This window comes from Plantactinospora sp. B24E8 (genome assembly GCF_039871735.1).
Lineage (GTDB): Bacteria > Actinomycetota > Actinomycetes > Mycobacteriales > Micromonosporaceae > Plantactinospora.
Genome location: NZ_JBDPMH010000001.1, coordinates 186,954 through 209,412 on the forward strand (window position 1 = coordinate 186,954; position 22,459 = coordinate 209,412).

Annotated in this window: 17 protein-coding genes; 9 read left to right on the forward strand and 8 right to left on the reverse strand. The window is 70.3% G+C overall.

Features of this window, described 5'->3' with window-relative positions; all coding sequences use genetic code 11:
- Positions 1-118: 118 nt before the first annotated feature.
- A complete protein-coding gene (locus ABGB21_RS00860) occupies positions 119-412 on the reverse strand; it encodes a hypothetical protein (RefSeq protein WP_347655143.1) in 294 nt (97 codons plus the stop codon).
- Positions 409-765 carry an ArsR family transcriptional regulator gene (locus tag ABGB21_RS00865; RefSeq protein WP_347655144.1) on the reverse strand — a complete coding sequence of 119 codons (357 nt, stop codon included), beginning with the start codon at positions 763-765 and terminating at the stop codon, positions 409-411. The genes ABGB21_RS00860 and ABGB21_RS00865 overlap by 4 nt, the downstream gene beginning before the upstream one ends.
- Before the next feature lie 96 nt (positions 766-861).
- Here ABGB21_RS00865 and ABGB21_RS00870 point away from each other — a divergent pair, with 96 nt between their 5' ends.
- Positions 862-1,374: a methylated-DNA--[protein]-cysteine S-methyltransferase gene (locus ABGB21_RS00870; protein WP_347655145.1), complete on the forward strand. Its 513-nt coding sequence runs from the start codon at positions 862-864 to the stop codon at positions 1,372-1,374.
- An 89-nt stretch (positions 1,375-1,463) separates the two neighbouring features.
- Here the strand turns inward: ABGB21_RS00870 and ABGB21_RS00875 are convergent, their stop codons facing one another.
- From ABGB21_RS00875 to ABGB21_RS00885, 3 genes are all read right to left on the reverse strand, one after another.
- Positions 1,464-3,527 (reverse strand): heavy metal translocating P-type ATPase, encoded by a 2,064-nt coding sequence (locus tag ABGB21_RS00875; RefSeq protein WP_347675965.1) that lies wholly within the window; start codon positions 3,525-3,527, stop codon positions 1,464-1,466.
- 154 nt (positions 3,528-3,681) lie between these two features.
- A complete protein-coding gene (locus ABGB21_RS00880; RefSeq protein ID WP_347655147.1) occupies positions 3,682-4,761 on the reverse strand; it encodes an inositol-3-phosphate synthase in 1,080 nt (359 codons plus the stop codon).
- Between the two features lie 23 nt (positions 4,762-4,784).
- Positions 4,785-5,450 (reverse strand): PadR family transcriptional regulator, encoded by a 666-nt coding sequence (locus ABGB21_RS00885; RefSeq protein WP_347676362.1) that lies wholly within the window; start codon positions 5,448-5,450, stop codon positions 4,785-4,787.
- 194 nt (positions 5,451-5,644) lie between these two features.
- Between ABGB21_RS00885 and ABGB21_RS00890 the strand changes: the two genes are divergently transcribed.
- The 3 genes from ABGB21_RS00890 to ABGB21_RS00900 all read left to right on the forward strand — a co-directional run bounded on the left by ABGB21_RS00890 (position 5,645) and on the right by ABGB21_RS00900 (position 10,946).
- Complete coding sequence (locus ABGB21_RS00890; protein WP_347655148.1) at positions 5,645-6,133, forward strand: DUF5318 domain-containing protein; 489 nt, start codon at positions 5,645-5,647, stop codon at positions 6,131-6,133.
- Positions 6,134-6,591: 458 nt separating this feature from the next.
- Complete coding sequence (locus ABGB21_RS00895) at positions 6,592-9,273, forward strand: transglycosylase domain-containing protein (protein WP_347655149.1); 2,682 nt, start codon at positions 6,592-6,594, stop codon at positions 9,271-9,273.
- A gap of 170 nt (positions 9,274-9,443) precedes the next feature.
- Positions 9,444-10,946 (forward strand): glycosyltransferase 87 family protein, encoded by a 1,503-nt coding sequence (locus ABGB21_RS00900; protein ID WP_347655150.1) that lies wholly within the window; start codon positions 9,444-9,446, stop codon positions 10,944-10,946.
- 39 nt (positions 10,947-10,985) lie between these two features.
- Here ABGB21_RS00900 and ABGB21_RS00905 read toward each other — a convergent pair whose 3' ends face one another.
- Complete coding sequence (locus ABGB21_RS00905; protein ID WP_347655151.1) at positions 10,986-13,166, reverse strand: hypothetical protein; 2,181 nt, start codon at positions 13,164-13,166, stop codon at positions 10,986-10,988.
- A gap of 8 nt (positions 13,167-13,174) precedes the next feature.
- Entirely contained in the window at positions 13,175-13,954 is a 780-nt protein-coding gene (locus ABGB21_RS00910; protein WP_347675967.1) for a deoxyribonuclease IV, read from the reverse strand.
- Positions 13,955-14,871: 917 nt separating this feature from the next.
- Between ABGB21_RS00910 and rpsF the strand changes: the two genes are divergently transcribed.
- From rpsF to rplI, 4 genes are all read left to right on the forward strand, one after another.
- Entirely contained in the window at positions 14,872-15,162 is a 291-nt protein-coding gene (rpsF, locus tag ABGB21_RS00915; RefSeq protein ID WP_347655153.1) for a 30S ribosomal protein S6, read from the forward strand.
- A 74-nt stretch (positions 15,163-15,236) separates the two neighbouring features.
- Positions 15,237-15,782, forward strand: a complete 546-nt coding sequence (locus ABGB21_RS00920) for a single-stranded DNA-binding protein (RefSeq protein WP_347655154.1) — start codon at positions 15,237-15,239, stop codon at positions 15,780-15,782.
- A gap of 56 nt (positions 15,783-15,838) precedes the next feature.
- Complete coding sequence (gene rpsR, locus ABGB21_RS00925; protein WP_007073789.1) at positions 15,839-16,078, forward strand: 30S ribosomal protein S18; 240 nt, start codon at positions 15,839-15,841, stop codon at positions 16,076-16,078.
- 13 nt (positions 16,079-16,091) lie between these two features.
- Complete coding sequence (gene rplI, locus ABGB21_RS00930; RefSeq protein WP_331213536.1) at positions 16,092-16,541, forward strand: 50S ribosomal protein L9; 450 nt, start codon at positions 16,092-16,094, stop codon at positions 16,539-16,541.
- A gap of 115 nt (positions 16,542-16,656) precedes the next feature.
- On the opposite strand, the gene ABGB21_RS00935 is transcribed toward rplI, so the two are convergent.
- On the reverse strand, positions 16,657-19,329 hold the full coding sequence (locus ABGB21_RS00935) for a hypothetical protein (protein WP_347675969.1): 2,673 nt from the start codon (positions 19,327-19,329) through the stop codon (positions 16,657-16,659).
- Positions 19,330-19,818: 489 nt separating this feature from the next.
- Here ABGB21_RS00935 and dnaB point away from each other — a divergent pair, with 489 nt between their 5' ends.
- Positions 19,819-22,458 carry a replicative DNA helicase gene (gene dnaB, locus ABGB21_RS00940; RefSeq protein ID WP_347675971.1) on the forward strand — a complete coding sequence of 880 codons (2,640 nt, stop codon included), beginning with the start codon at positions 19,819-19,821 and terminating at the stop codon, positions 22,456-22,458.
- The last annotated feature ends 1 nt before the right edge of the window (position 22,459 follow it).

Below are 22,459 nucleotides of genomic sequence, written 5' to 3' on the forward strand. Positions count from 1 at the left end.
AGTGTTGCGTGGAGAACTCGCCGCTGGGCGAGGTGACGCTTTTCCTCCTGGGCCGCCGAGTTGGCGCTCGGCGGCCCAGGGCCGGGCGGCTGTTCACGCCCGGTCGGTGGGGGAGGGCTTACTCGACGTCCTTGAGGACCCGTTCGAGTGAGGTCATCCGGGATTCCATCGCGGCGAGACGTCCGCCGAGTTCGGCCAACTGGCGTTCGGTGCCCTCCTGGGTACGGACCGCCGCTTCGGCGAGTGCCTTGTACTCACCGTCGCGTCCGGCCGCGATCCTGGCCCGCAGGGTGCGGGACACCTGGATGATGACCGTCAGGATCACCGCGATGACCAGGACGAATAGGCCGACAGCGCCGACGATCTCGATCCAGTCGTCCGTGTTCATGGCCGTCCAGTCGTACTCGTTCACGATCCCGCTCCCTCTTCGGCCTCCCGGCCGCCTTGCTCCGAGAGGCTGAGCGTGCGTGCCGCCGCCTCCACCGCGTCCGGTGTCAACCGGATGTCGAATCGATTGACCTCGTAGAACTTCATTGCCTTCCCGTCCTCCGAGAGCTCCAGGCGCGCCGACACCAGGCCCGCGGACTCCAACTTGCGGAGATGGACCTGGAGTAGCGGCCGACTGATGCCCAGTTCGCGGGCCAGCTGGCTCACGTAGTTCCGTCCACCGCGGACGAGCGCCGCGACGACCCGTAACCGGTGTGGATTGGCCAGCGTCGCCAGGGCCCGGACCAGGTCGTCGCCGCTGGGACCGTCCCTGCTCATAATGAAACCCTGCACATGCCAAGGAAAGTTAGCAGGTGCCTGGTGGGATTGCCAGCCGGATGTCCCGTGCTGTCGGACCGGGTGGACAATGGGACGATGCGCTGGACCGTGCTCGACACCCCGATCGGGGAACTCTCCGTCGGCGTCGACGACGTCGGGATCTGCGGCGTCCGCTTCGGGCGGGTCGACACGGCGGGTGAGGCCAACGGACTGGCGACCGGCGAGGCGGGGCTGCCGGCCGGTGAGCCCGTGCTCGCGGCGGCGGTCGCCGAACTGCGGGCGTACTTCGCCGGCGAGCTGACCGGGTTCACCGTGCCGTTGCACGTCCGGCAGGGCTCCGGATTCGAGCGCGCCGTCTGGACCGAGATGACGACCATCCCGTACGGCGAGACCCGGACCTACGGCGAGGTGGCGGCGGCGGTCGGCGATCCGGGCGCGGCCCGGGCGGTCGGGGTGGCCTGCAACCGCAACCCGATCCCGGTGATCGTGCCCTGTCACCGGATCGTCGGCGCCGGCGGCAAGCTGGTCGGCTTCGGCGGCGGCCTGCCCCGCAAGCGCCACCTGCTGGAGTTGGAGGCCGGGGTGGCCTTCCAGCGCGCCTGGGCCTGAGCCGCCGCCTGTCGGGTCGACTGCCCGCCGGGCCGGGGGCGTCGCTCACCCGTCCGGTTGTGCGGCCCGCCGGGACGGGCGCCTGCCCGCTACCGGTCGGTGGTCAGGCGTACCCGACGGAGCAGTTGGGCGTTGAGCGCCACCACGATCGTCGAACCGGACATCAGGACCGCGCCGATCGCCGGGCTCAGCGCCACCCCGGCCCAGGCGAACACCCCGGCGGCGAGCGGCAGCGCGACCACGTTGTAGCCGGCCGCCCAGGCCAGGTTCTGCAGCATCTTCCGGTACGCCGCCCGGGACAACCGGATCACCCCGGTCACCCCGCGCGGGTCGGAGGAGGCGAGCACCACCCCGGCCGACTCGATCGCCACATCGGTACCGGCGCCGATCGCGATCCCGACGTTGGCCCGGGCCAGGGCCGGCGCGTCGTTGACCCCGTCACCGACCATCGCCACGGTCAGCCCGCGCTCGCGCAGCTCGGTCACCTTGTTGTCCTTCTCCGCCGGCAGGACCTCGGCGAAGACCTCGTCCACGCCGGCCCGGAAGCCGAGCTTCTCCGCGACCGACTCGGCGACCGGACGGGCGTCACCCGTGATCATGGCGATCGAACGCATCCCCTGCCGCCGTAGTTCGTCGACCGCCTCGCGGGCCTCCGGGCGTACCTCGTCCTCCAAGGCGAGCGCACCGAGCACCCGGGGGCCGGTGTCGTCGAGGCGTACCAGGTAGAGCACCGCTGCTCCGCGCCCCGCCCAGTCGGCGGTGGCCCGGTCGAGCTCGTCGTCGGGCCGGGCGGAGAGTTCCCGGAGCAGGGCGGGGCCGCCGACCGCGTACTCCCGCCCCTCGACACTGGCCCGGACGCCCCGGCCGGGCAGCGCGCGGAAGTCGGTCGCGGACGCCGTACCGGTCCGGTCGGTCGCGGCGGTGACGATGGCCCGGGCCAGCGGGTGCTCGCTGTCGGACTCGACCGCGCCGGCCAACCGGAGCAGCTCGTCCTCGGCCCGACCATCGGGTACGTCGAGCGCCGGTGCCGCCGCGACCCCGGTGACGGTGTGCGCGCCCCGGGTCAGGGTGCCGGTCTTGTCGAAGAGCACCGTGTCGACGGTACGCATCCGTTCCAACGCCAACCGGTCCTTGACCAGGATGCCGGCCTTCGCGGCGACGGCCGTCGAGAGCGCGATGACCAGCGGGATCGCCAGCCCGAGCGCGTGCGGGCAGGCGATCACCAACACCGTGACGGTACGTACCACCGCCTCGTCGACGTCGCCGAGCGCCGTCCACACCACGAAGGTGACCACGGCGGTGGCGGTCGCGACGTAGAACAGCCAGGCGGCGAAGCGGTCGGCGAGCACCTGGGCCCGCCCGCTCGACTGCTGTGCCTCGGCCACCAGCCGCTGGATGCCGGCGAGCGCGGTCTGTTCGCCGAGTGCGTCGACCCGTACCCGGATCGCCGAGTCGGTTGCCACGGTGCCGGCCACCACCCGGTCCCCGGTCCGCTTCGGTACCGGTCGCGACTCGCCGGTGATCATGGACTCGTCGAGTTCGGCGCCGCCGTCGACGATCGGGCCGTCGGCCGGCACCCGGGCGCCCGGTCGGACCAGCACCAGGTCACCGACCCGGAGGTCGGCCAGCGGCACCCGCTGCACGGCACCGTCGTCGTCGACCCGTTCGGCGTCGTCGGGCAGCAGCGCGGCGAGCGCGGCCAGCGCGCCCCGGGCCTGGCCGATCGCCTTCATCTCCTGCCAGTGCCCGAGCAGCATGATGGTGACCAGGGCGGCCAGTTCCCACCAGAAGTCCAGGTCGAACGCGCCGAGACTGGTGGCGAGCGAGGCGACGTAGGCGACGGTGATCGCCATCGCGATGAGCAGCATCATGCCGGGGGCCCGGTCCCGGGCCTCCCGGACGGCGCCGACCAGGAACGGCCAGCCGCCGTAGCCGAAGACGACCGAGCCGAGCACCGGCCCGACCAGCGAGATGCCGGGGAAGTCGAGGGAGTAGCCGAACCAGTCCATCACCATGTGGCTGGTGACCACGATCGGCAGGGTCAGCGCCAGGCTCAGCCAGAACTTTCGGCGGAACACCAGCGGATCGTGCCCGGCGTGCTTGTCGTGGCCGCCGTGCCCGGTGTGCTGCTGATGGTTGTGCCCGTCGTGCATGCGGACCGCCTCCTTCTCCCGTCAGCATACCCCCCGGGGGTACATCTCGCGGGACGGAACGGTCGGCGGCGTGTGGTCAGGAAACGGCGGCGGGGCCGGACCGTCTCCGGTCCGACCCCGCAGGCCGTACGTCAGTTCTCTCCGGCGTTCCGGATCAGCGCTCGATCTTGCCGGCGATGAAGTCCTCGACGCTCTGGTGGGCGTCGTGGTCGGAGTACTGCACCGGCGGCGACTTCATGAAGTAGCTCGACGCGGAGAGGATCGGGCCACCGATCTTCCGGTCCAGCGCGATCTTCGCGGCCCGGACCGCGTCGATGATGACACCGGCCGAGTTCGGCGAGTCCCAGACCTCGAGCTTCAACTCGGCGTTCAGCGGTACGTCACCGAAGGCGCGACCCTCCAGCCGGATGTACGCCCACTTGCGGTCGTCCAGCCACGGCACGTGGTCCGACGGCCCGATGTGCACGTCACCCTTGTTGATCTCGTGCGGGATCTGGGAGGTGACCGACTGGGTCTTCGAGATCTTCTTCGAGACCAGCCGGTTGCGCTCCAGCATGTTCATGAAGTCCATGTTGCCGCCGAAGTTGAGCTGGTACGTGCGCAGCAGCTCGACCCCGCGGTCCTCGAAGAGCTTGGCCAGCGCCCGGTGCACGATCGTCGCACCGACCTGGCTCTTGATGTCGTCACCGACGATCGGCAGCCCGGCGTCGACGAACTTCTGCGCCCAGGCCGGGTCGGAGGCGATGAAGACCGGCAGCGCGTTCACGAAGGCGCAGCCGGCCTCGATCGCCGCCGTGGCGTAGAACTTGGCGGCCTCTTCCGAACCGACCGGCAGGTAGCAGACGACCACGTCGACCTGGGCGTCGCGCAGCGCCTGCGCCACGTCGACCGGCTCGCGGTCGGACTCCTCGACGATCTCCCGGTAGTACTGGCCCAGACCGTCGAAGGTCGGACCGCGCTGCACGGTGACGCCGGTCGGCGGCACGTCGCAGAGCTTGATGGTGTTGTTCTCGCTGGCGACGATCGCCTCCGCGAGGTCCATGCCGACCTTCTTGGCGTCGACGTCGAACGCCGCGACGAACTCCACGTCCGAGACGTGGTAGTCGCCGAAGGTCACGTGCATGAGACCCGGGACGCGGTCGTTGGGGTCGGCATTGCGGTAGTACTCGACGCCCTGGACCAGGGACGAGGCGCAGTTACCCACACCGACGATGGCGACGCGGACGGAGCCCATCGCGTTTGCCTCCTTTGTGTTCATCACGGCCGCTCCGGCTCATTCCTGGACTGCCCAGGCGGAGGCGGGTTGTGTTCTTTTGCTGGCCCCGGGCCGGTGCCCGGGGTGTCCGGGACGGTGCCCGGGGTGGACCCTGCCGGGGCCCGGCCGGAGCGCTCGTTGGCGATGAGCTCCTCCAGCCAGCGCACCTCACGCTCGCAGGCGTCGAGGCCATGGCGTTGCAGTTCGAGGGTGTACGCGTCGAGCCGTTCGGCCGCCCGGCTCAACACGTCACGGAGCCCCTCGCGACGCTCCTCGACCTTGCGGCGGCGGCCCTCCAGGATCCGGAGCCGGGTCGCGCGGTCGGTACGGGCGAAGAACGCGAAGTGGACGCCGAAACCGGTGTCCTCGTAGCTCTCCGGGCCGGTCTGGGCGATCAGCTCGGCGAAACGTTCCTTGCCCTCTGCGGTGATCTTGTAGACGACGCGGCCGCGTCGGCTGGTCAGGGCCGGGATCTCCTCGGCGGTGGCCGGCGCCTGGCCAGCCTCGGTGATCCAACCGGCCGCCTGCAGCCGGCGCAGGGTCGGATACAGGGAGCCGTAACTGATGGCCGCGCGGATCGCCCCGAGTTTGGCGGCGAGTTCCTTGCGGAGCTCGTAGCCGTGCATCGGGGACTCCTGCAGTAGGCCGAGAATGGCGAGCTCGAGCATGAGCACCCCTCTCTCGTCCTGACGCGGATCCGGTGGCCTGGTCAGGCCCGTCGTCACCGGCTCGATGTATCGGGCCGATACATCGCACCGTAAACCCTCTGCGTCGGCTAGGCAAACCCCTCGTACGGCACGGATTTGACTACTCTGAGTGACGGTGGTCGCCTCGCCCGGCCGGACCGGTTACCCTTCACCGCATGCGTACGCAGCGCCAGGTCGTCGACTACTCGCTCCAGAAGCGAGCGGTGCTGCGTGAGGTGCACTCGGGTCGGGTCGGCACCTACGAGGTCTGTGACGCGTCGCCGTACCTGAAGAACGCCGCACGATTCCATGGCGAACCGACCGAAACGCTCTGTCCGGTCTGCCGCCGCGAGAATCTCACCCACGTGCACTACATTTACGGGGATGAGCTCAGGCAGTCGGCCGGTCAGGCCCGCACCCGTGCGGAGCTGTCGGTGTTGGCGATGACCCTGCGTGAGTTCCAGGTGTACGTGGTGGAGGTGTGTCGCGGCTGCGACTGGAACCATCTCGTCGAGCAGTACCTGCTCGGCCGGGACGGCGTACCCACTGACGACCAGGGCGACGCGCCGGGTGCGGCGGCGGCCTCGGTGTCGCATGCCGCAGGCACTGTCGCCGGAGGCGCCGGCGGCTCGTCGATACGTCGAAGGCGCGAGGCGGGACGGTGACGGTGACTCGTCTCCCCGGTTCCGGGATTTTCCGACCAGGGCGGGGCGAGTATCACGTAGCGAACCGGATAAGTCCGGTTATTTCCGATGTTGCGCCACCCGGATATCGGCGTGTCCGAGTCTGGATGTGGCGTGTTCTAGCTCACGGCAACCCGGTGGGGGCGCGCACGCCCATCACCGCGACCGGCAGGGTGTGACGAATGAACTCGTACGGCGATCCTAGTTCCGCGCGCGGACGGGACCAGTTCCCGGGCGCGCGTGGCGACCACGGAGCAGCGGACGATCCATACCAGCGCCCGTCCTGGGACGACCAGGCCGCGAGCCGCCGCTCCGCACGCGACGGCGACCGGGGCGGCTGGCCCGCGAACAGCGGGCAGTCCGATGCCCCGTCGGCTCGGGCCGGCGGCCGCGCGACGCCACCCGGACGGGCGGCCGGAGTGGGACGGGCCGCATCGCCGGTGTCCCCTGCCGCCGGTTCGGCCTCGGTCGGCTCCGCGTCCGTCGGCTCCGCGTCCGTCGGTTCCGCCTCGGTCGGTTCGGCCTCGCCCGGTCGGGCCAGGGTCGGCGGCCGGGCCGGGGTCGGCGGCGCGGCGGTCCCGGACGCGCCCGGCTCGGGCGGCGGATACGGCGCGGGCCGCGCGGGCGGCCGGGCCTCCGCCGGCCGGGCGAGTGTCGGCGCCGCCTCGGTGAGTGGCGCGGGCGCCGGTGGTGCCGCGGGTCGGGCGACGGTCGGCCGGGCCGTGGTCCCGGTCTCCCCGGCCGGACCGGGTGGACCCGGTGGCCCGGACGGTCCCGACGGGCCGACCGGCCCCGGTCGGCGTGGGCGGCGCGGTGCCGGTGACGCCGACCCGGCGGCGGTACGCCGGGCCAAGAAGCGCAAACGGATCAACATGATCATCGCGGCGTTCGCGGTGTTCATCATCCTGACCGGCGGCGGCGTGGTCGGCGCGACCTGGTACTCGACCAAGATGGTGATGCCGGACGAGTTGCCGCTGCCGGTGGCGACGACCGTCTACGCCTACAACAACAAGAGCGTCATCGCCAAGCTGGGTGACCAGAACCGGCAGATCGTCACCATCAACCAGATCCCGAAGTACGTGCAGCAGGCGGTGGTCTCGGCCGAGGACCGGAAGTTCTACGACCACGACGGTGTCGACTACGTCGGTATCGCCCGGGCCGCGTGGAACAACTTCACCGGCGGCAGCAAGCAGGGTGCCTCGACCATCACCCAGCAGTACGCCCGGAACGCGTACGCGGAGCTGAAGGACGACAGCTACCAGCGCAAGGTCAAGGAGGCGGTGCTCGCCTCGAAGCTGAACGACCAGCTCGGCAAGGACGAGATCCTCCAGCACTACCTGAACATCGTCTACTTCGGCCGGGGCGCGTACGGCATCGAGATCGCCGCCCAGACCTACTTCGGCAAGTCGGCCAAGGATCTGAAGGTCGAGGAGGGCGCGGTGCTGGCCGCGCTGATCAAGCAGCCGGAGCCGGACAAGTCCACCGGGCACAAGGGCTACGACCCGGCGGACAACCTGGAGGAGGCCAAGGGCCGCTGGGACTACGTCCTCGGCGGCATGGTCGACAAGGGCTGGCTGTCGGCCGCGGAGCGCGCCCAGCTGAAGTACCCGACGGTGCAGAAGCGGAAGAACGCGAACGAGGCGTTCGGTGTCGCCACCCCCCGGGGCAACGTGATCAACTACGTCAAGGCCGAGATGGCGGAGAAGGGCATCTGCACCATGGGCCCGACCGAGCCGAACGGGAAGCTGAACTGCTCCGAGGCGCTCCGCGACGGCGGCTACAAGATCAGGACCAGCATCGACTGGGACATGCAAAAGGCCGCGGAGGACGCCGCCCAGCGCAAGACCGGCTCGGAGATCAAGGGACAGCCGTCGAACCTGATGGCCGCGCTGACCGCGATCGACCCGAAGACCGGACGGGTGATGGCGTACTACGGCGGTGACAGTGGCGCCGGCTACGACTACGCCGGACTCAACACCGACAGTTCCGGATATCTCAGCGGTGGGCATCCGCCGGGCTCGAGTTTCAAGGTCTACACGCTGGCGGCCGCGATCGACGAGGGCATCTCGATCGACTCGCACTGGGATTCCAGCGACTACAAGGTGCCGGGCACCCAGATCGAGGTCGAGAACGCGGGCCGCCAGGCCGCCTGTGCGAAGTGGTGCTCGCTCGAACTGTCGACGCTCCAGTCGTACAACGTGCCCTTCTACCACGTGACCGAGCAGATCGGCCGGGAAAAGCTCATCGAGCTCGCCCGGGACGCCGGCATCAACAGGATGTGGGAGACCAAGGACAACCCGCCGAAGTCGCACGACCTGACCAAGGAAGACCCGAAGGATCTCCGGGGGCCGTTCTTCAACGTGCTGGCGTACGGTCAGTATCCGATCACCGTGCTCGACCACACGAACGGCCTGGCGACACTGGCCAACGGCGGTGTCTACAACAAGGCCCACTTCGTGGTCTCGATCGAGCAGCAGGACAAGGACACCGGCAAGTGGAAGAAGATCAACGGCGAGAAGCGCGATCCGAAGCAGCGGATCAAGAAAGAGGTGGCCGACGAGGTCACTGCGGTGCTGAAGAAGCTCAGCTCGGTCCAGCTCGGCGGCCGTCAGGCGGCCGGTAAGACCGGTACCTGGGAGTACAGCAAGACCGAGTTCAACGCGCACGCCTGGATGGTCGGCTACACGCCACAGTTGGCGACCGCGGTCTGGGTCGGCAGCAAGGACCCCAAGCGGCCCGAGATCAAGGACAAGAACGGTCGCAACATCAACGGTAGTGACCTGCCGGCCAGCATCTGGAACCGGTTCATGAAGGAAGCCCTCCAGGGTGAGCCGCTGGTGGCCCTGCCGGACGCCAAGCACATCGGTAACAAGGACGCCGGCAACGGCACCCAACCGGCGCCGCCGCCGAGCAACCCCCCGCCGGGTGGTCCCGGCGGTCCGGGCGGACCGGGTGACTGCCAGGGCCCGAACCCGAGCCCGCTCTGCCCCGGTGGTCCGGGTGGACCGGGTGGACCGGGTGGTGGCACCACCAATCCGGACGACCCAGGGGGCGGCATCACCCTCCCACCGGGCGACGGTGGCGGTGGTGGCGGTAACAACCGCAACACGACCGGCGGTTAGCCGCCGGGTGGGGACGACCGCCAGCGGTCGGTAACCATTCGGAGATATAAATATCCGCGGTCGGCGGTCGGGTCCGGTACCCGGCCGCCGACCGCGTTTTCCGTCCCGATCGGCGACACGGCCGATCCGGGTCTGACGGATTCCGGACCGGTACGGCAGGATGCCTGTTCATGAGCGCGCAGTCGACGGCTGGCATTGACGAACCTGAAAAGGTCGACCACCCGTCCCGGTCGGACGGCTTCGTCCGCGGGCTTGCCGAGGCGATCGGCGGCCCGATCGGCGAGCACGCGGTGGGCGTGGATCGGCGGGGAAACCAGTGGCGTGGCCGGTTCTGGACCGCGGCCCGGATCGTGCTCGCCCTGACCTGCCTGACCCTCGCCCTGCACTGGGTGCAGAAGTCGCCCTGCCAGACCGGCGCCTGGTCGAACAACATCCAGTACACCCGGTTCTGCTACACCGACGTCCTGGCCCTCTACTACGCGGAGGGGCTGAACGAGGGCAAGGTGCCGTACCGGGACCATCCGGTCGAGTACCCGGTCGTCACCGGGTTCTTCATGGGCGCGCTCGGCCTGCCGGTGCACGACATCGGCGTGGACCGTCCCGAGATCAACCAGGCGCGCTGGTTCTACAACCTGAACGCCCTGGTGCTCGGTGCGCTCGCGGTGGCGACGGTGGCGATGATCCTCGCCCTGCGCCGACGCCGACCATGGGACGCGGCACTGTTCGCACTCTCCCCGGCCCTCCTGCTGACCGCCACGGTCAACTGGGACCTGCTGGCCATCGGACTCGCCGCCATGGGCCTGTACGCCTGGGCGAAACGACGACCCGTGATCGCCGGCCTCCTGCTCGGCCTGGCGACCTCCGCGAAACTCTGGCCGCTCTTCGTGCTCTGGCCGCTGGCGGTGCTCGCCCTGCGTACCAGTCGGTTCCGGGCACCGGTGGTGACGATGGCCACCGCCGTCGGCACGATCATCGCGGTCAACCTGCCGATCGCGATCCTCTATCCGGAGAACTGGCGACGGTTCTTCGACCTGAACAGCGAGCGGGCGATCGACTGGGGCACGCTCTGGTACATCGGCCGCTACCTCGACGGCAAGTGGAACAGCGGCGCCCCCGGCGACCAGGGACCGTTCCAGTGGCTCAGTGACCACATCCCGACGCTGAACACACTGTCGTACGCCCTGATCGTGCTCGCCTTCCTCGGCATCGGCGCGCTGGCGCTGTTCGCACCGCGCCGGCCCCGGCTGGCCGCGTTGGTCTTCCTGATGGTGGCGGCTTTCCTGATCTTCAGCAAGGTCTGGTCACAGCAGTTCACCCTCTGGCTGCTGCCGCTGGTGGTGCTCGCCCGCCCCCGCTGGGGTGCCTTCCTGGCCTGGCAGTTCGCCGAGGTCGGCTACTTCGTCGCGTTCTACGGCGAACTGCTCGGCGCCGCCACCAGCAAGCCGGTCTTCCCGGAGGGCGTGTTCGTGCTCGCCGCCAGCCTCCGGCTGATCACCGTCGCGGTCCTCTGCGGCCTGGTCATCCGAGACATCCTGCGTCCGGAGCAGGACCCGGTCCGGGCCACCCACCCGGACGACCCGGACGGTGGTGTCTTCGACGGTGTCCGGGACGCCGGCTGGCTGCGCGGGCTCCGCAGCCCACTCGAACCATCGGTTTCCACTCCGGCGAACTGACCCACCGGCCGGGAGATGTCCCGGCCGGTGGGATCTCTCCTAGAGCCGGTAGACGACCGTTTCGCCGACGTCCTCACGCTGGATGCCGAGCAGGTCGACCGGCTGGTCGATGCTGGCCTCCAGCGGGGTCCCGGCGATCCGGTCCCGCAGCACCACCACGGTCCGTACCCCCATCAGCCGCAGGTAGTCGATGCTGGCCACGTCGGGGAAGTTCGCCGTGGCGTCTCGCACCTCGGCGAGCCGGGTCGGGGTGAACCCGCTACCGCCGTTGACGATGTCCGGGAACCTGCTGGTCGACCAGAGCATGACGTGCTGGTCGTTGTTCTGGTTCGACGGCAGCACCAGGATCGGCCCGGCCACCGTCCGCATCGCGGCCGGCTGCGGCGGTACGACCTCGTGCGGCGTGTTGTTGAGCCCCTCGACCACGACGAGCAGCAGCGGCAGCAGGGTCACCAACCGCAGGAACGGGCCGGGGCGCGGCGGCACCCGTTCGGCCGCCGAGATCAGCCGGGCCCGTTCGGCGAAGGCGCCGACCGAACCGGCGGCGAGGACGCCCAGCAGCAGGGTCGTCCAGAGCATCAGCCGGCCCGGGGTACGCAGTCCGTCCCAGCCGGGCAGGTGCTCGAAGAGCGGAAGGTAGGTCCAGGTGCCGCCGAAGAACGCCGTACCCATCGACAGGATGCCGCTGACCAGGACCCCGGCGAGCAGCAGCAACCGCTGCCGTACGGTCCAGATCGACAGGAACAGGCCGGCGACGGCGAGCGCGTAGAGCACGAAGCCGGGCAGCAGGGTCATCTCCGGCGCCCAGGGCAGCCCGTCGCGCACGGTCTCGTGCAACTGCCCCCAGATCAGCGACTCCTTCGGCGCCGTCACGAAGCCGGTCGGCGGCGGTGAGTACGCGTGCAGGTTCGCCGCGGTCCGCCGCGCCTCCGGGTACAGGTCGGCGACCTTGAAGTAGGGGATCGCCAGCAGGATGCCGGCCGCCGCGAAGACCCCGCCGCCGAGCAGGTCGGCGAGCACCATCCGGACGCCGAACTGCCGCCGCGGCCGGCGCAGGATCCGACGGAGCAGCCAGCCGAGCAGCACCACGACCGAGATCAGACCCAGCACGTACGCGAAGACCAGACCGATGCCGAAGCCGAGGCTCAGCTGCCAGGCCGCCACCAGCCAGCCCGCGAAGACCCAGCCGGCCCGGCGTCGTTCCGGCCGGTAGCCGTGGCGCAGCGACCAGCCGTGTCCCCGGGCCAGCATGGCCAGCGCCAGCGGGATGCCGCCGTTGGAGAGGATGTGCAGGTGGCCGGCCTGGGCGAGCAGCCACGGCGCGTACGTGTAACCGACCCCGGCCACGGCGGCGCCGATCCGCCCGGCGCCGAGCTGTCGGACCAGCGCGTACGCCCCGAAGGTGGCCAGGGCGTGCGCCAGCAGGAAAAGAATGTTGTAACGCAGGATCGCGGCTTCCGGGCCGTGTCCGAGCATGCCGGCGGGGGCGTAGCCGAGGAGCGTGTCGGAAAACGCGAAGGTCCAGGTTTCCGGGAAGAACGCGTTGCTCTGCCAGAGCTGGGCCGGATCGGTCAGCAGGATGTGCCCCGACCAGGCGACCTGCCAGGCCTGCAGGGTGGGGTCCCAGGTGTCCTGCGGCAGCTCGTAGAGCGGGTACTTCAGCGTGGGCCAGTTCATCAGCACGGCCAGGACGAGACTGGCCAGCGCCGCCAGGGTCCACTCGTGCGTCAGCCGCCGGCCCACCGCACGCCCGACCCGGCGCAGCCGGCCCGGCACCGGCTCGGGAGCCGGGGCGAACGCGGTGAACGGGTCGGTCGGCTTGTCGCTTGTGTCGCCTGGTTTGTCGCTTGTGTCGCCTGGTTTTGTGGCGTCGCCTGGCTTCGCCACGTCGTCCGGGCTGTCGGCCTTCTCGGCCGGCTTGTCACCGCTCCCGGTCGGGCTGTCCGCGTCCTTCGGTTTGTCGCTGGCGTCGGTCGGGCTGGCCGTGTCGGCCGGCGCGGTGCTGGCGTCTGTCGGCTTGTTGGCGTCCGCCGGTTCGGTGCTGGCGTCTGTCGGCTTGTTGACGTCCGCCGGTTCGGCGTTCGTCTCGACCGGCCTGCTGCTGGTGTCGGCCGGGCTGTCCGGAACCGTGTCCCGCACCGTGGTGCTCTCCGTGGAGGTGCTGCCCGAGCTGCTCTCGTCCCGCGCCGGATCGGTGACCTTGGACTGGTCTGTCGACATCGTCGCCCCTACCGGCCGAGTCGGTCGCGCAGGTACGCGATGTCCGCCGCCTGCCCGTCGACCCCGCCCGGCGTCTCGACGATCACCGGCGCGCCGGCCGCTCGGATCACCTCGACCACCAGTTCGGGATCGATGGTGCCGCTGCCCAGGTTGTCGTGACGGTCCTGGCCGGAGTTGAAGTCGCCCTTGGAACCGTTCGCGTGGATCAGGTCGATCCGGCCGGTGATCGCCTTGACCCGGTCGACGACGTCGAGCAGGTCCTCGCCGCCGGCGTGGGCGTGACAGGTGTCCAGGCAGAAACCGACGCCGTAGTCACCCACCGCGTCCCAGAGCCGGGCCAGGTTGTCGAAGCGGCGGGCACAGGCGTTGTCGCCGCCGGCGGTGTTCTCGATGAACACCGGGGTGCGGTGCCCGCCCGTCTCGGCGGCCTGGACGAACGCCTTGCGCCAGTTGTCGAACCCGACCGCGAGGTCGTCGCCCGCGTTGACGTGCCCGCCGTGCACCACCAGACCCTTGGCGCCCACCGCGGCGGCGGCTTCGGCGTGGCTGGTCAGCAGCTTCCGACTCGGGATGCGGATCCGGTTGTTCGTCGTCGCGAGGTTGATGACGTACGGCGCGTGGATGTAGATGTCCACCTCTGAGGCGCGCAGCAGTGCCGCGTCCTCCCGTGGTTGTGGTGCCTTCCAGTCCTTCTGCGGATCGGTGAGGAAGAACTGGACCGCGTCCGCCTTCCGGAGGGCCGCCTCGTGCAGCGGGTCGGTGGCATCGACATGGGCTCCGATACGCATGATGGCGAGCCTACGTCGTGCCGGTGTCAGGACGGGGAGCGGCGGGTCGGCGTACCCCGGTTCCGGCCGATCGGCGGGGGTCCGCGCCGGCCGCGTCACCTTGCCGTGGTTGTTTCGTTTCTCCTGGTGAGATCGACGGTGTCCGAGGTGTGGGGCGCCGGTGGATCCACCTGCCGCCGAGAGAGGAAGACGTCCGTGACCCTGCCGTCGCGATGCTGCCGGGCCGGCGCGGTGTTCGCCGCGTGCGCCGCCCGTGCCCCGTTGCCGGCGTCGGGGGACGGTCCTGGTTTTCCCCGCCGGGTCGGTCGGGGGCGTCGAGGAGGAACCGGTACCGCGAGGTCCCGAAGCGGTCGGTTCCGGGCGTGCCGGGAGCTGCGGAACGCGGCGCCCGGAGAGCTCTCCGCCGTCCGACCGACCCGGCGGGGCCGCTGGCCGCTGACTCGTCCACCGGTGGACGAGTCAGCGGTGAATCGGGCTATCTGCCATTAACGGCACAAGACATGCTGTTGTCGCGTAAGATGACAATACAATAGGCTCCGCGGGGCGCCTCCCATCCAACTCGTCGGTGTGGTCGTTCCTCCCCAGGTCCCACCCAAAGAATGTGGACGGGATGCGCCCCGCGGCTTCGTAGCGGACCCCGCTCCGGCACGCCGCCGGACGGGGTTCCGTCGTTTCCGTCGACCCGTCGCCGGTTGGTCTTTCACCGGACCGATCCGACTTGATCTCCTTCGGGAACGATTCGACCGACACGATTCCGGGCGGCCGGAGACCGGACGTGCCCGGTCCCGGCACACCGGGTATTCTGCTCAGGTTGCCCGTGACGCTGTGGGATCCCTCCCGGATTCGTCCCGGCAACGACGCACGACCTCCTGCCACGGAAGGACCGTGGCCGCTAGCCCAGAGGAGGTGAGCACGTCTTGCGTCATTACGAGATCATGGTCATCCTCGATCCAAGCCTCGAGGAGCGCACCGTCGCCCCATCGCTCGACACGTACCTCAACGTGATCCGGACCGCGGGTGGCTCGGTGGAGAAGCTCGACGTGTGGGGCCGCCGGCGCCTCTCGTACGAGATCGACAAGAAGGCCGAGGGGATCTACGCCGTCATCGACCTGCAGGCGACGCCTGCGGCGGTGGCCGAGCTGGACCGGCAGTTGCGGCTCAACGAGTCCGTGCTGCGCACCAAGGTCATCCGGCCGGAGACGCGCTGACGCGTTTCCGGCACGCCCGGATCAGCCTCACCGGTCCTGTCGTACGGCTCTGGCAGCCTTGACCGGACTGATGAGTGCGCGAGGAGATGGTCATGGCAGGAGATACCACCATCACGGTCATCGGCAACCTGACCGATGACCCCGAGTTGCGTTTCACGCCCTCCGGCGCCGCGGTAGCCAAGTTCCGGGTCGCGTCGACGCCCCGGTTCATGGACCGGGCCTCCGGTGAGTGGAAGGACGGCGAGCCGCTGTTCCTTGCGTGCACCGTCTGGCGGCAGGCCGCCGAGCATGTCGCCGAGTCGCTGCAGCGGGGTGCGCGCGTGATCGTGTCGGGCCGGCTTCGGCAGCGGTCCTACGAGACGCGTGAGGGTGAGAAGCGCACCGTCATCGAGCTGGAGGTCGACGAGATCGGCCCCTCGCTGCGGTACGCCACGGCGAAGGTGCAGAAGATGGCGCGCTCCGGTGGCGGCGGCTTCGGCGCCTCGGGTGGCGGTGGCGGTGGCGGTGGCAGCCAGGGCGGCGGAGGCAACTTCGACGACCCGTGGGCCACGGCCGCTCCGGCCGCCTCGCGTTCGTCCGGTTCGGGCGGCGGAAACTTCGACGACGAGCCCCCGTTCTGACCCCGGGCCGTGCCCGTGGGCCGAGCGCCCGAGATCGCAAACCAGGAGCAAGAGCAATGGCAAAGGCTGCGGCACTGCGCAAGCCGAAGAAGAAGGTGAACCCGCTCGACAAGGACGGGATCACCTACATCGACTACAAGGACACCGCGCTGCTGCGCAAGTTCATCTCCGACCGCGGCAAGATCCGCGCTCGGCGGGTGACCGGGGTCACCTCCCAGCAGCAGCGCCAGATCGCCCGTGCGGTCAAGAACGCCCGCGAGATGGCGCTCCTGCCGTACACGGCCACGGCCCGCTGAGAGGAGGCACCAAATGAAGATCATCCTGACTCAGGAGGTGTCCGGCCTCGGTAGCCCGGGTGACATCGTCGAGGTGAAGGACGGCTACGGCCGTAACTACCTGCTGCCGCAGGGCTTCGCGATCACCTGGACGAAGGGCGCGGAGAAGCAGGTCACGGTGATCCGTCGGGCCCGCGAGGCCCGCGAGATCCGGGACCTGGGCCACGCCAACGAGGTCAAGGCCCAGCTCGAAGGGCTCAAGGTCAACCTGACCGCGCGTGCCGGCAACGGCGGGCGGCTCTTCGGCTCGGTCACCCCCGGCGACGTGGTCAACGCGGTCCGGGCGGCCGGTGGGCCGTCGCTGGACCGGCGTCGGCTGGAACTGCCGGGCGCGATCAAGGCGGTCGGCAGCCACAAGGTGCGGGTCAAGCTGCACCCCGAGGTGACTGCCAGCTTCGACCTGAAGGTCGTCCCCGGCAAGTAGGCGGTACGGAACAAACGATCAGGGGTGCCACCCGACCGGGGTGGCACCCCTGATCCGTTTCCGGCCCACACCGCTGCTGCTTCCGCTTCCGGAGACCGTCGCGCGGTGCCGGGACTCAGGTCAGTGGTTGGTCGCTGATCACGCTGAACAGCAGCGTGGAGAGTCCTCCGCCGACCACCGCAGCGGAGAGCCCGATCGTCACGACCCGCCAGGTCTTGTTTACCCAGCGCAGGAGCGCGGCGATGACCAGGCTGGTCGCCAGCGCCGCGCCGAACCGGGGCAGGCCGTCGACCAGGGCTGCCATCGCCCGTCCCCGCTCCGACTCGCACCCACCGGCCAACTCCGGCACACAGTCCACCGGCAGGCTGGCGTCGAGGGTCAACACCCAGACCAACATCGCCAGCACCGGTACGGCGTACCAGGCGGCGGCGTAGAGCACCGCGCTCAGCGGCCCGCTGGGCCGGGGATCGAGCAGGTCGTCCTCGAGCCGCCGGCTCAACGGCGAGGGCCGGCGCCGGGCGGCCTCCGACGTCAGCCGCCGACTCGGAGTCGATGACCGTCCGCCGGGCGCCCCGACCGTGGCAACGCTCCGTCGGGCGCCAGCCGGCGACGCGGTACGACCGTCGGCCCGACCCTCCCCGGCGGTACGTTGCCGGGGTACCCGTACCTGCTCGGTGGGCTGACGTCCGGGAGGTGCCGAACGGGAAGGGCGCGGCGGCGGATAGACCACGGCCGGAGACTTCGGTGCCGAGTCGGGAATGCCCATCCACCGTGGATCGTCCTCGGCCAGCCGGGTGCCGGACCAGAAGGTCTCGTCCCGATCCGTGCCGGTCACCGCCCGGGGGTCGTCGTCCCGTCCCGTCCCGACGAGTTCGCCCCGACGCCACTCCGTGGTGTCGGTGAACCGGTCCCACTGGCCGGTGTCGGCGAACCCGTCCCAGCGGGCGGCCTCACCGCGCCGGCCCCAGCCGCCGCCGCTGGTCGGGATGGGACCGCCACTGGTCGGGTAGGCGCCACCGCTGGTCGGAATGGGACCACCGCTGGTCGGAATGGGACCGCCGCTGGTGGGATAGGCGCCACCGCTGGTTGGACTGAGGCCGGTACGGCCGCCGCCGTCGGAGCCGGCCCGGCTCCGACGGCCATAGCCCGACGACTCGCGGTCATCCCCGTCCGGCGCCCGACGGCGGCCCTCGGGTACGTCGTCGGTGACCCGGTCCAGCATGCCGGTGTGGGTGTCACCGAACCGCTCCCAGGGAGTAGCCTCCGCCTCCCGGTCCCGCCCGGGCGGCTCGGCGTACGGGCGGGCCGAACCGCTGTCGGTGTGCCGGCCCCGGTCGGCGGCGGAACGTCGTACCGGATCGGGCCCGGTGGTCTGGTCGCCACCCCGACGGCGCCGTCGGCGGCCCTCGCCGCCCGCCCCGTCCGCGCGGCCACCGGCGAGACTGTCGCCCTGGCCGACCTCGTCCGGAGACCGGATCCACCGGGCCGCCGGACTGATCGGACTGATCGACTCAGCTTGCCGCGCGGACTCTCCCGGCGCGGCGCCCGGAGGCTCGGGCCGGTCCCGGTCTTCGGCGGCCCGGCGCCCGCCACCTGCACGCTCGCCCCGCCAACGGGCCGGGTCCGTCCAAGTGGTCGAAGCGTCGCCGGTCACGGCGGAGGAACCGGAGAGTGACTCCTCGGGATCCGGTCGACGTCTCCGACCGGTCCTTCTCGGCCGGTCGTCGAGGTAGCTCCCGGTCGCGCCGGTGCCGGCCAGGTCCGCCCGGCGCCACGTGTCGGTGTTGTTGCCGTCCGAGTGGCGACCGCCCTGCGGTGGGCCGTCGCCGGCGGGGGTGTCGCGCCGGATCCCGGCGTCGCGCCGCCAACCGTCCGCGCCGTCTGTGCTGTCGGCGCTGTCCGTGCCGCTCCGCTCGGCGCGCCGGCGCCCGACGCCTCGGCTGTTGCCGTCCGGTGCTCCGGCGTAGGCGTCCGTGCCGTCGCCCCCGACCACGGTGCCGGCGTCCCGCCAGCTCTCCGTGGTGGCCGCGGCGCCGGTGTCCCGCCAACCGCCGGGTGTGCTGTCGTCGCCGCGCCAGCCACCGGTCAGCGAGCTGTCGCGACCGTCCCGCCAGCTGTCGCGCGAGGCGGCGTCGTCCCGCCAGGTGTCGGGCGGTGTCGTGCTGTCCCGCCAGGTGTCGGGCGGTGTCGTGCTGTCCCGCCAGGTGTCGGGCGGTGTCGTGCTGTCCCGCCAGGTGTCGGGCGGTGCCGTGCTGTCCCGCCAGGTGTCGGGCGGTGCCGTGCTGTCCCGCCAACCGTCGGCCGTACGTTCACGTCGACGGCGGGTGCCGCTGTCGCCGACGGAGTCCCGCCAGCCGACGGCCGGGTCTCCGGTCGACTCCGCCGGGTCGGCCGCCCGCCGACGTCGACCCGATCCGGTCGCCGACGTCGACTCGGTCCGCTGGTGCCGTCCACCGGCCCGTCCTGACGTGCTCGTGTCGGTGTGCCACGGGTCGTCACCGCGCCGGGACGTCCCGGTGTGCCACGGGTCGTCGTCGCGCCCGGTGCCGGGCGACCCGGTGGACGGGGCCGCCTCGGTGGCGGCGCCCAACGCCCAGGGCGGGGTGTAGGTGTCGACCGGGTCCGGCGCGCCCCGGTGCCGGGCCCGTCGGCGGCTCGGCGTGCGGTAGCTGCCTTCGGGGCGGGAGTAGGGGTCGCCCGGCGGTCCGGTGAGCGGGTCGCCCCAGCCGATGCTGTCCTGCCGTTCCTGTCGGGCGAGTTCACCCCGCCCCCGGTCCCGATGGTCCACGGCCGCAGCGTGACCTTTCTGCTGAGTCGATCGCGGGGAGCCGTACCGAAGAATGTCGCTGCCTGATGATACGCCGTCCGACTGGCCCAGATTCAGTTGGTTTCTTTCCTCCACAAGGTGGGGACCGAGTTTGCCCAGCTCAAGGATGGTCCAAGCTATCTTCCCCAGTTGTTTTCCACAGCCTGTGCACAGGGCTGCGCACACCCCACCGACAACCGTCCACAGGTTGTCCCGAACTCCGTCCACCGTCGGTGTTGAGGGGCTGACCTCGACTTACGTATGGTTGCCCCCTGGCCTCGTCAGGTCGCACCGACTTCCCCCGGTCGCGCGGACCGCCGGGGCCGACCCGAGCGGCACCGACCGACCAGGAACGACGGCATCGACCACCGGCGGCTGTCAGGGTCGGGGACCGGCTGGGCCGGTGGTGAAACTGTCGTACGGCGGCGCTTCGCTGGAAGCGGGTCGGATGGGCGAAGGGGGGATGGTCGGATGTCGATCACTGACGACGTTCGTGGTGACTCGCGGTCGGCGTCGCCGCCCGACGGCCCCGGCCCCCGCGACGGACAGTACGACAAGACGCCGCCCCAGGACGTCGCCGCCGAGCAGTGCGTGCTCGGTGGCATGTTGCTCTCCAAGGACGCCATCGCCGACGTCGTCGAGATCCTCAAGTCGAACGACTTCTACCGGCCGGTGCACGCCACCATCTTCGACGCGATCCTGGACCTGTACGGGCGTGGTGAACCCGCCGACGCGATCACCGTCGCCGCCGCCCTCGCCGACTCCGGCGACCTGGGACGGATCGGCGGAGCGCCATATCTGCACACCCTGATCGCCAGTGTGCCGACCGCCGCGAACGCCTCCTACTACGCCCGGATCGTCGGCGAGCGTGCGGTGCTGCGGCGCCTGGTCGAGGCCGGCACCCGGATCGTCCAGCTCGGGTACGGCTCGGCCGGCGGTGGCGGGCGGGATGTCGACGACGTGGTCGACCTGGCCCAGCAGGCGATCTACGACGTCACCGAGAAGCGGGTCAGCGAGGACTTCGCCGTCCTCGCCGACATGCTGCAGCCGACGCTCGACGAGATCGAGGCGGTCGGTGCCCAGGGTGGGGTGATGACCGGGGTGCCGACCGGCTTCACGGACCTGGACCGGCTGCTGAACGGGCTGCACCCGGGGCAGTTGATCATCGTGGCGGGTAGGCCTGGTTTGGGCAAGGCGCTCGCCCTGGACACGCCGCTGGCGACGCCGAACGGCTGGACGACGATGGGCGAGGTGCGGGCGGGAGACCAACTGCTCGGCGCAGACGGTTGGCCGACCCGGGTAACCCACGCCTTCGAGGTCATGCACGGCCGTCCGTGTTACGAGGTGGAGTTCTCGGACGGATCGATCCTGGTCGCCGATGCCGAACACCTGTGGAAGACGACCACCAGGGCAAGCCACCGGCAGACGCCCGGCGCCACGACCGCGCCCCACGACAACGTCTTCACCACCGAGCAGATCAGGGCGACCCTCCGGACCACCACCCAGGATCAGCGGCTCAATCATGCTGTCGAGAACTGCGCCCCCCTGCAGTTGCCCGAACGCGACCTGACCATCCCGCCATACACCCTCGGGGTGTGGCTCGGCGACGGTCACAGCGCCGCCGCGCGCTTCACCAGCATCGACGAGGAGATCGTCGCCGGGGTCGAGCAGGACGGACTCCTGGTACGGCCGTCGGGTCCCGCCGTCTACACCATCCTCCCGCCAGCGCTGCCGCCGCTGCCGGCTCGGAACTGCATCGTCTGTGGTGTCGAGTTCGCCCCGAAGTCGCCATCCGTCTTCACCTGCGGCCGGGTCTGCGGGTGCCGCTCAAGGGGGCTGTCGAGGCCCGCTGTTGGTTGTGCTTCCTGTGGCCAGCCGATGCCGAGTCAGACGAAGGCGTCCCAGGGTCGCCGATGCGAGGAATGCCACCGGCGGTACGGCTCCTTTGTCGGAGCCCTCCGAGCGTTGGACGTTCTGCACAACAAGCACGTGCCCGTCGCGTACCTGCGGGCGTCCGAGGCTCAGCGACGTGCCCTGCTCGCCGGTCTGATGGACACCGACGGCACGGTCGGGCCGTCAGGCAATCTCCAGTACACGTCGACATCGCATCGGTTGGCATACGACGTACGGGAGCTGGTGACCAGCCTGGGTTACCGCTGCACGATCGCGACCAGGCGGGTAAGGGGTCGCAGCGAGGAGACGTCGACCGCGTACACCGTGAACTTCAGCACGCCCGACGAGATCTTCCGCCTCGGACGGAAGCGGGAGGCACATCGCGACCGTCGCCGAGCGACCAATGCCGCCAGGTCGAGCGCGAGGTACATCGTGGCGGTGCGCCCGGTGCCGAGCGTGCCGGTTCGCTGTGTGACCGTCGACAACGCTGACCACCTCTATCTGGCGGGCCGGGCGATGATCCCCACGCACAATTCAACCGCTTCGATGGACTTTGCCCGAAATGCCGCCATCCGGTCCAACTGTGCGAGCGCGATCTTCTCCCTGGAAATGAGCAAGGTCGAGATCGTCATGCGACTGCTCTCGGCCGAGGCCCGGGTGCCGTTGCACGTGCTGCGCAGTGGGCAGCTCTCCGACGACGACTGGACCAAGCTGGCCCGCCGGATGGGCGAGATCAGCGAGGCGCCGCTGTTCGTCGACGACACCCCGAACATGAACCTGATGGAGATCCGCGCGAAGGCCCGGCGGCTCAAGCAGCGGCACGACCTCAAGATGATCGTTGTCGACTATCTCCAGCTGATGAGTTCACCGAAGCGCACCGAGAGTCGACAGCAGGAGGTCGCGGAACTGTCCCGGGGCCTGAAGCTGCTGGCCAAGGAGGTCGAGTGTCCGGTGATCGCGGTCAGCCAGCTGAACCGTGGCCCCGAGCAGCGGACCGACAAGCGGCCCCAGTTGTCCGATTTGCGTGAATCTGGGTCAATTGAGCAGGATGCCGACGTTGTCATCCTTCTTCACCGGGACGACTACTACGACAAGGAGTCCCCGCGCGCCGGCGAGGCGGACTTCATCGTCGCCAAGCACCGGAACGGCCCCACCGACACGGTGACCGTCGCCGCCCAGCTGCACCTGTCCCGCTTCGTCGACATGGCGATCGTCTGAG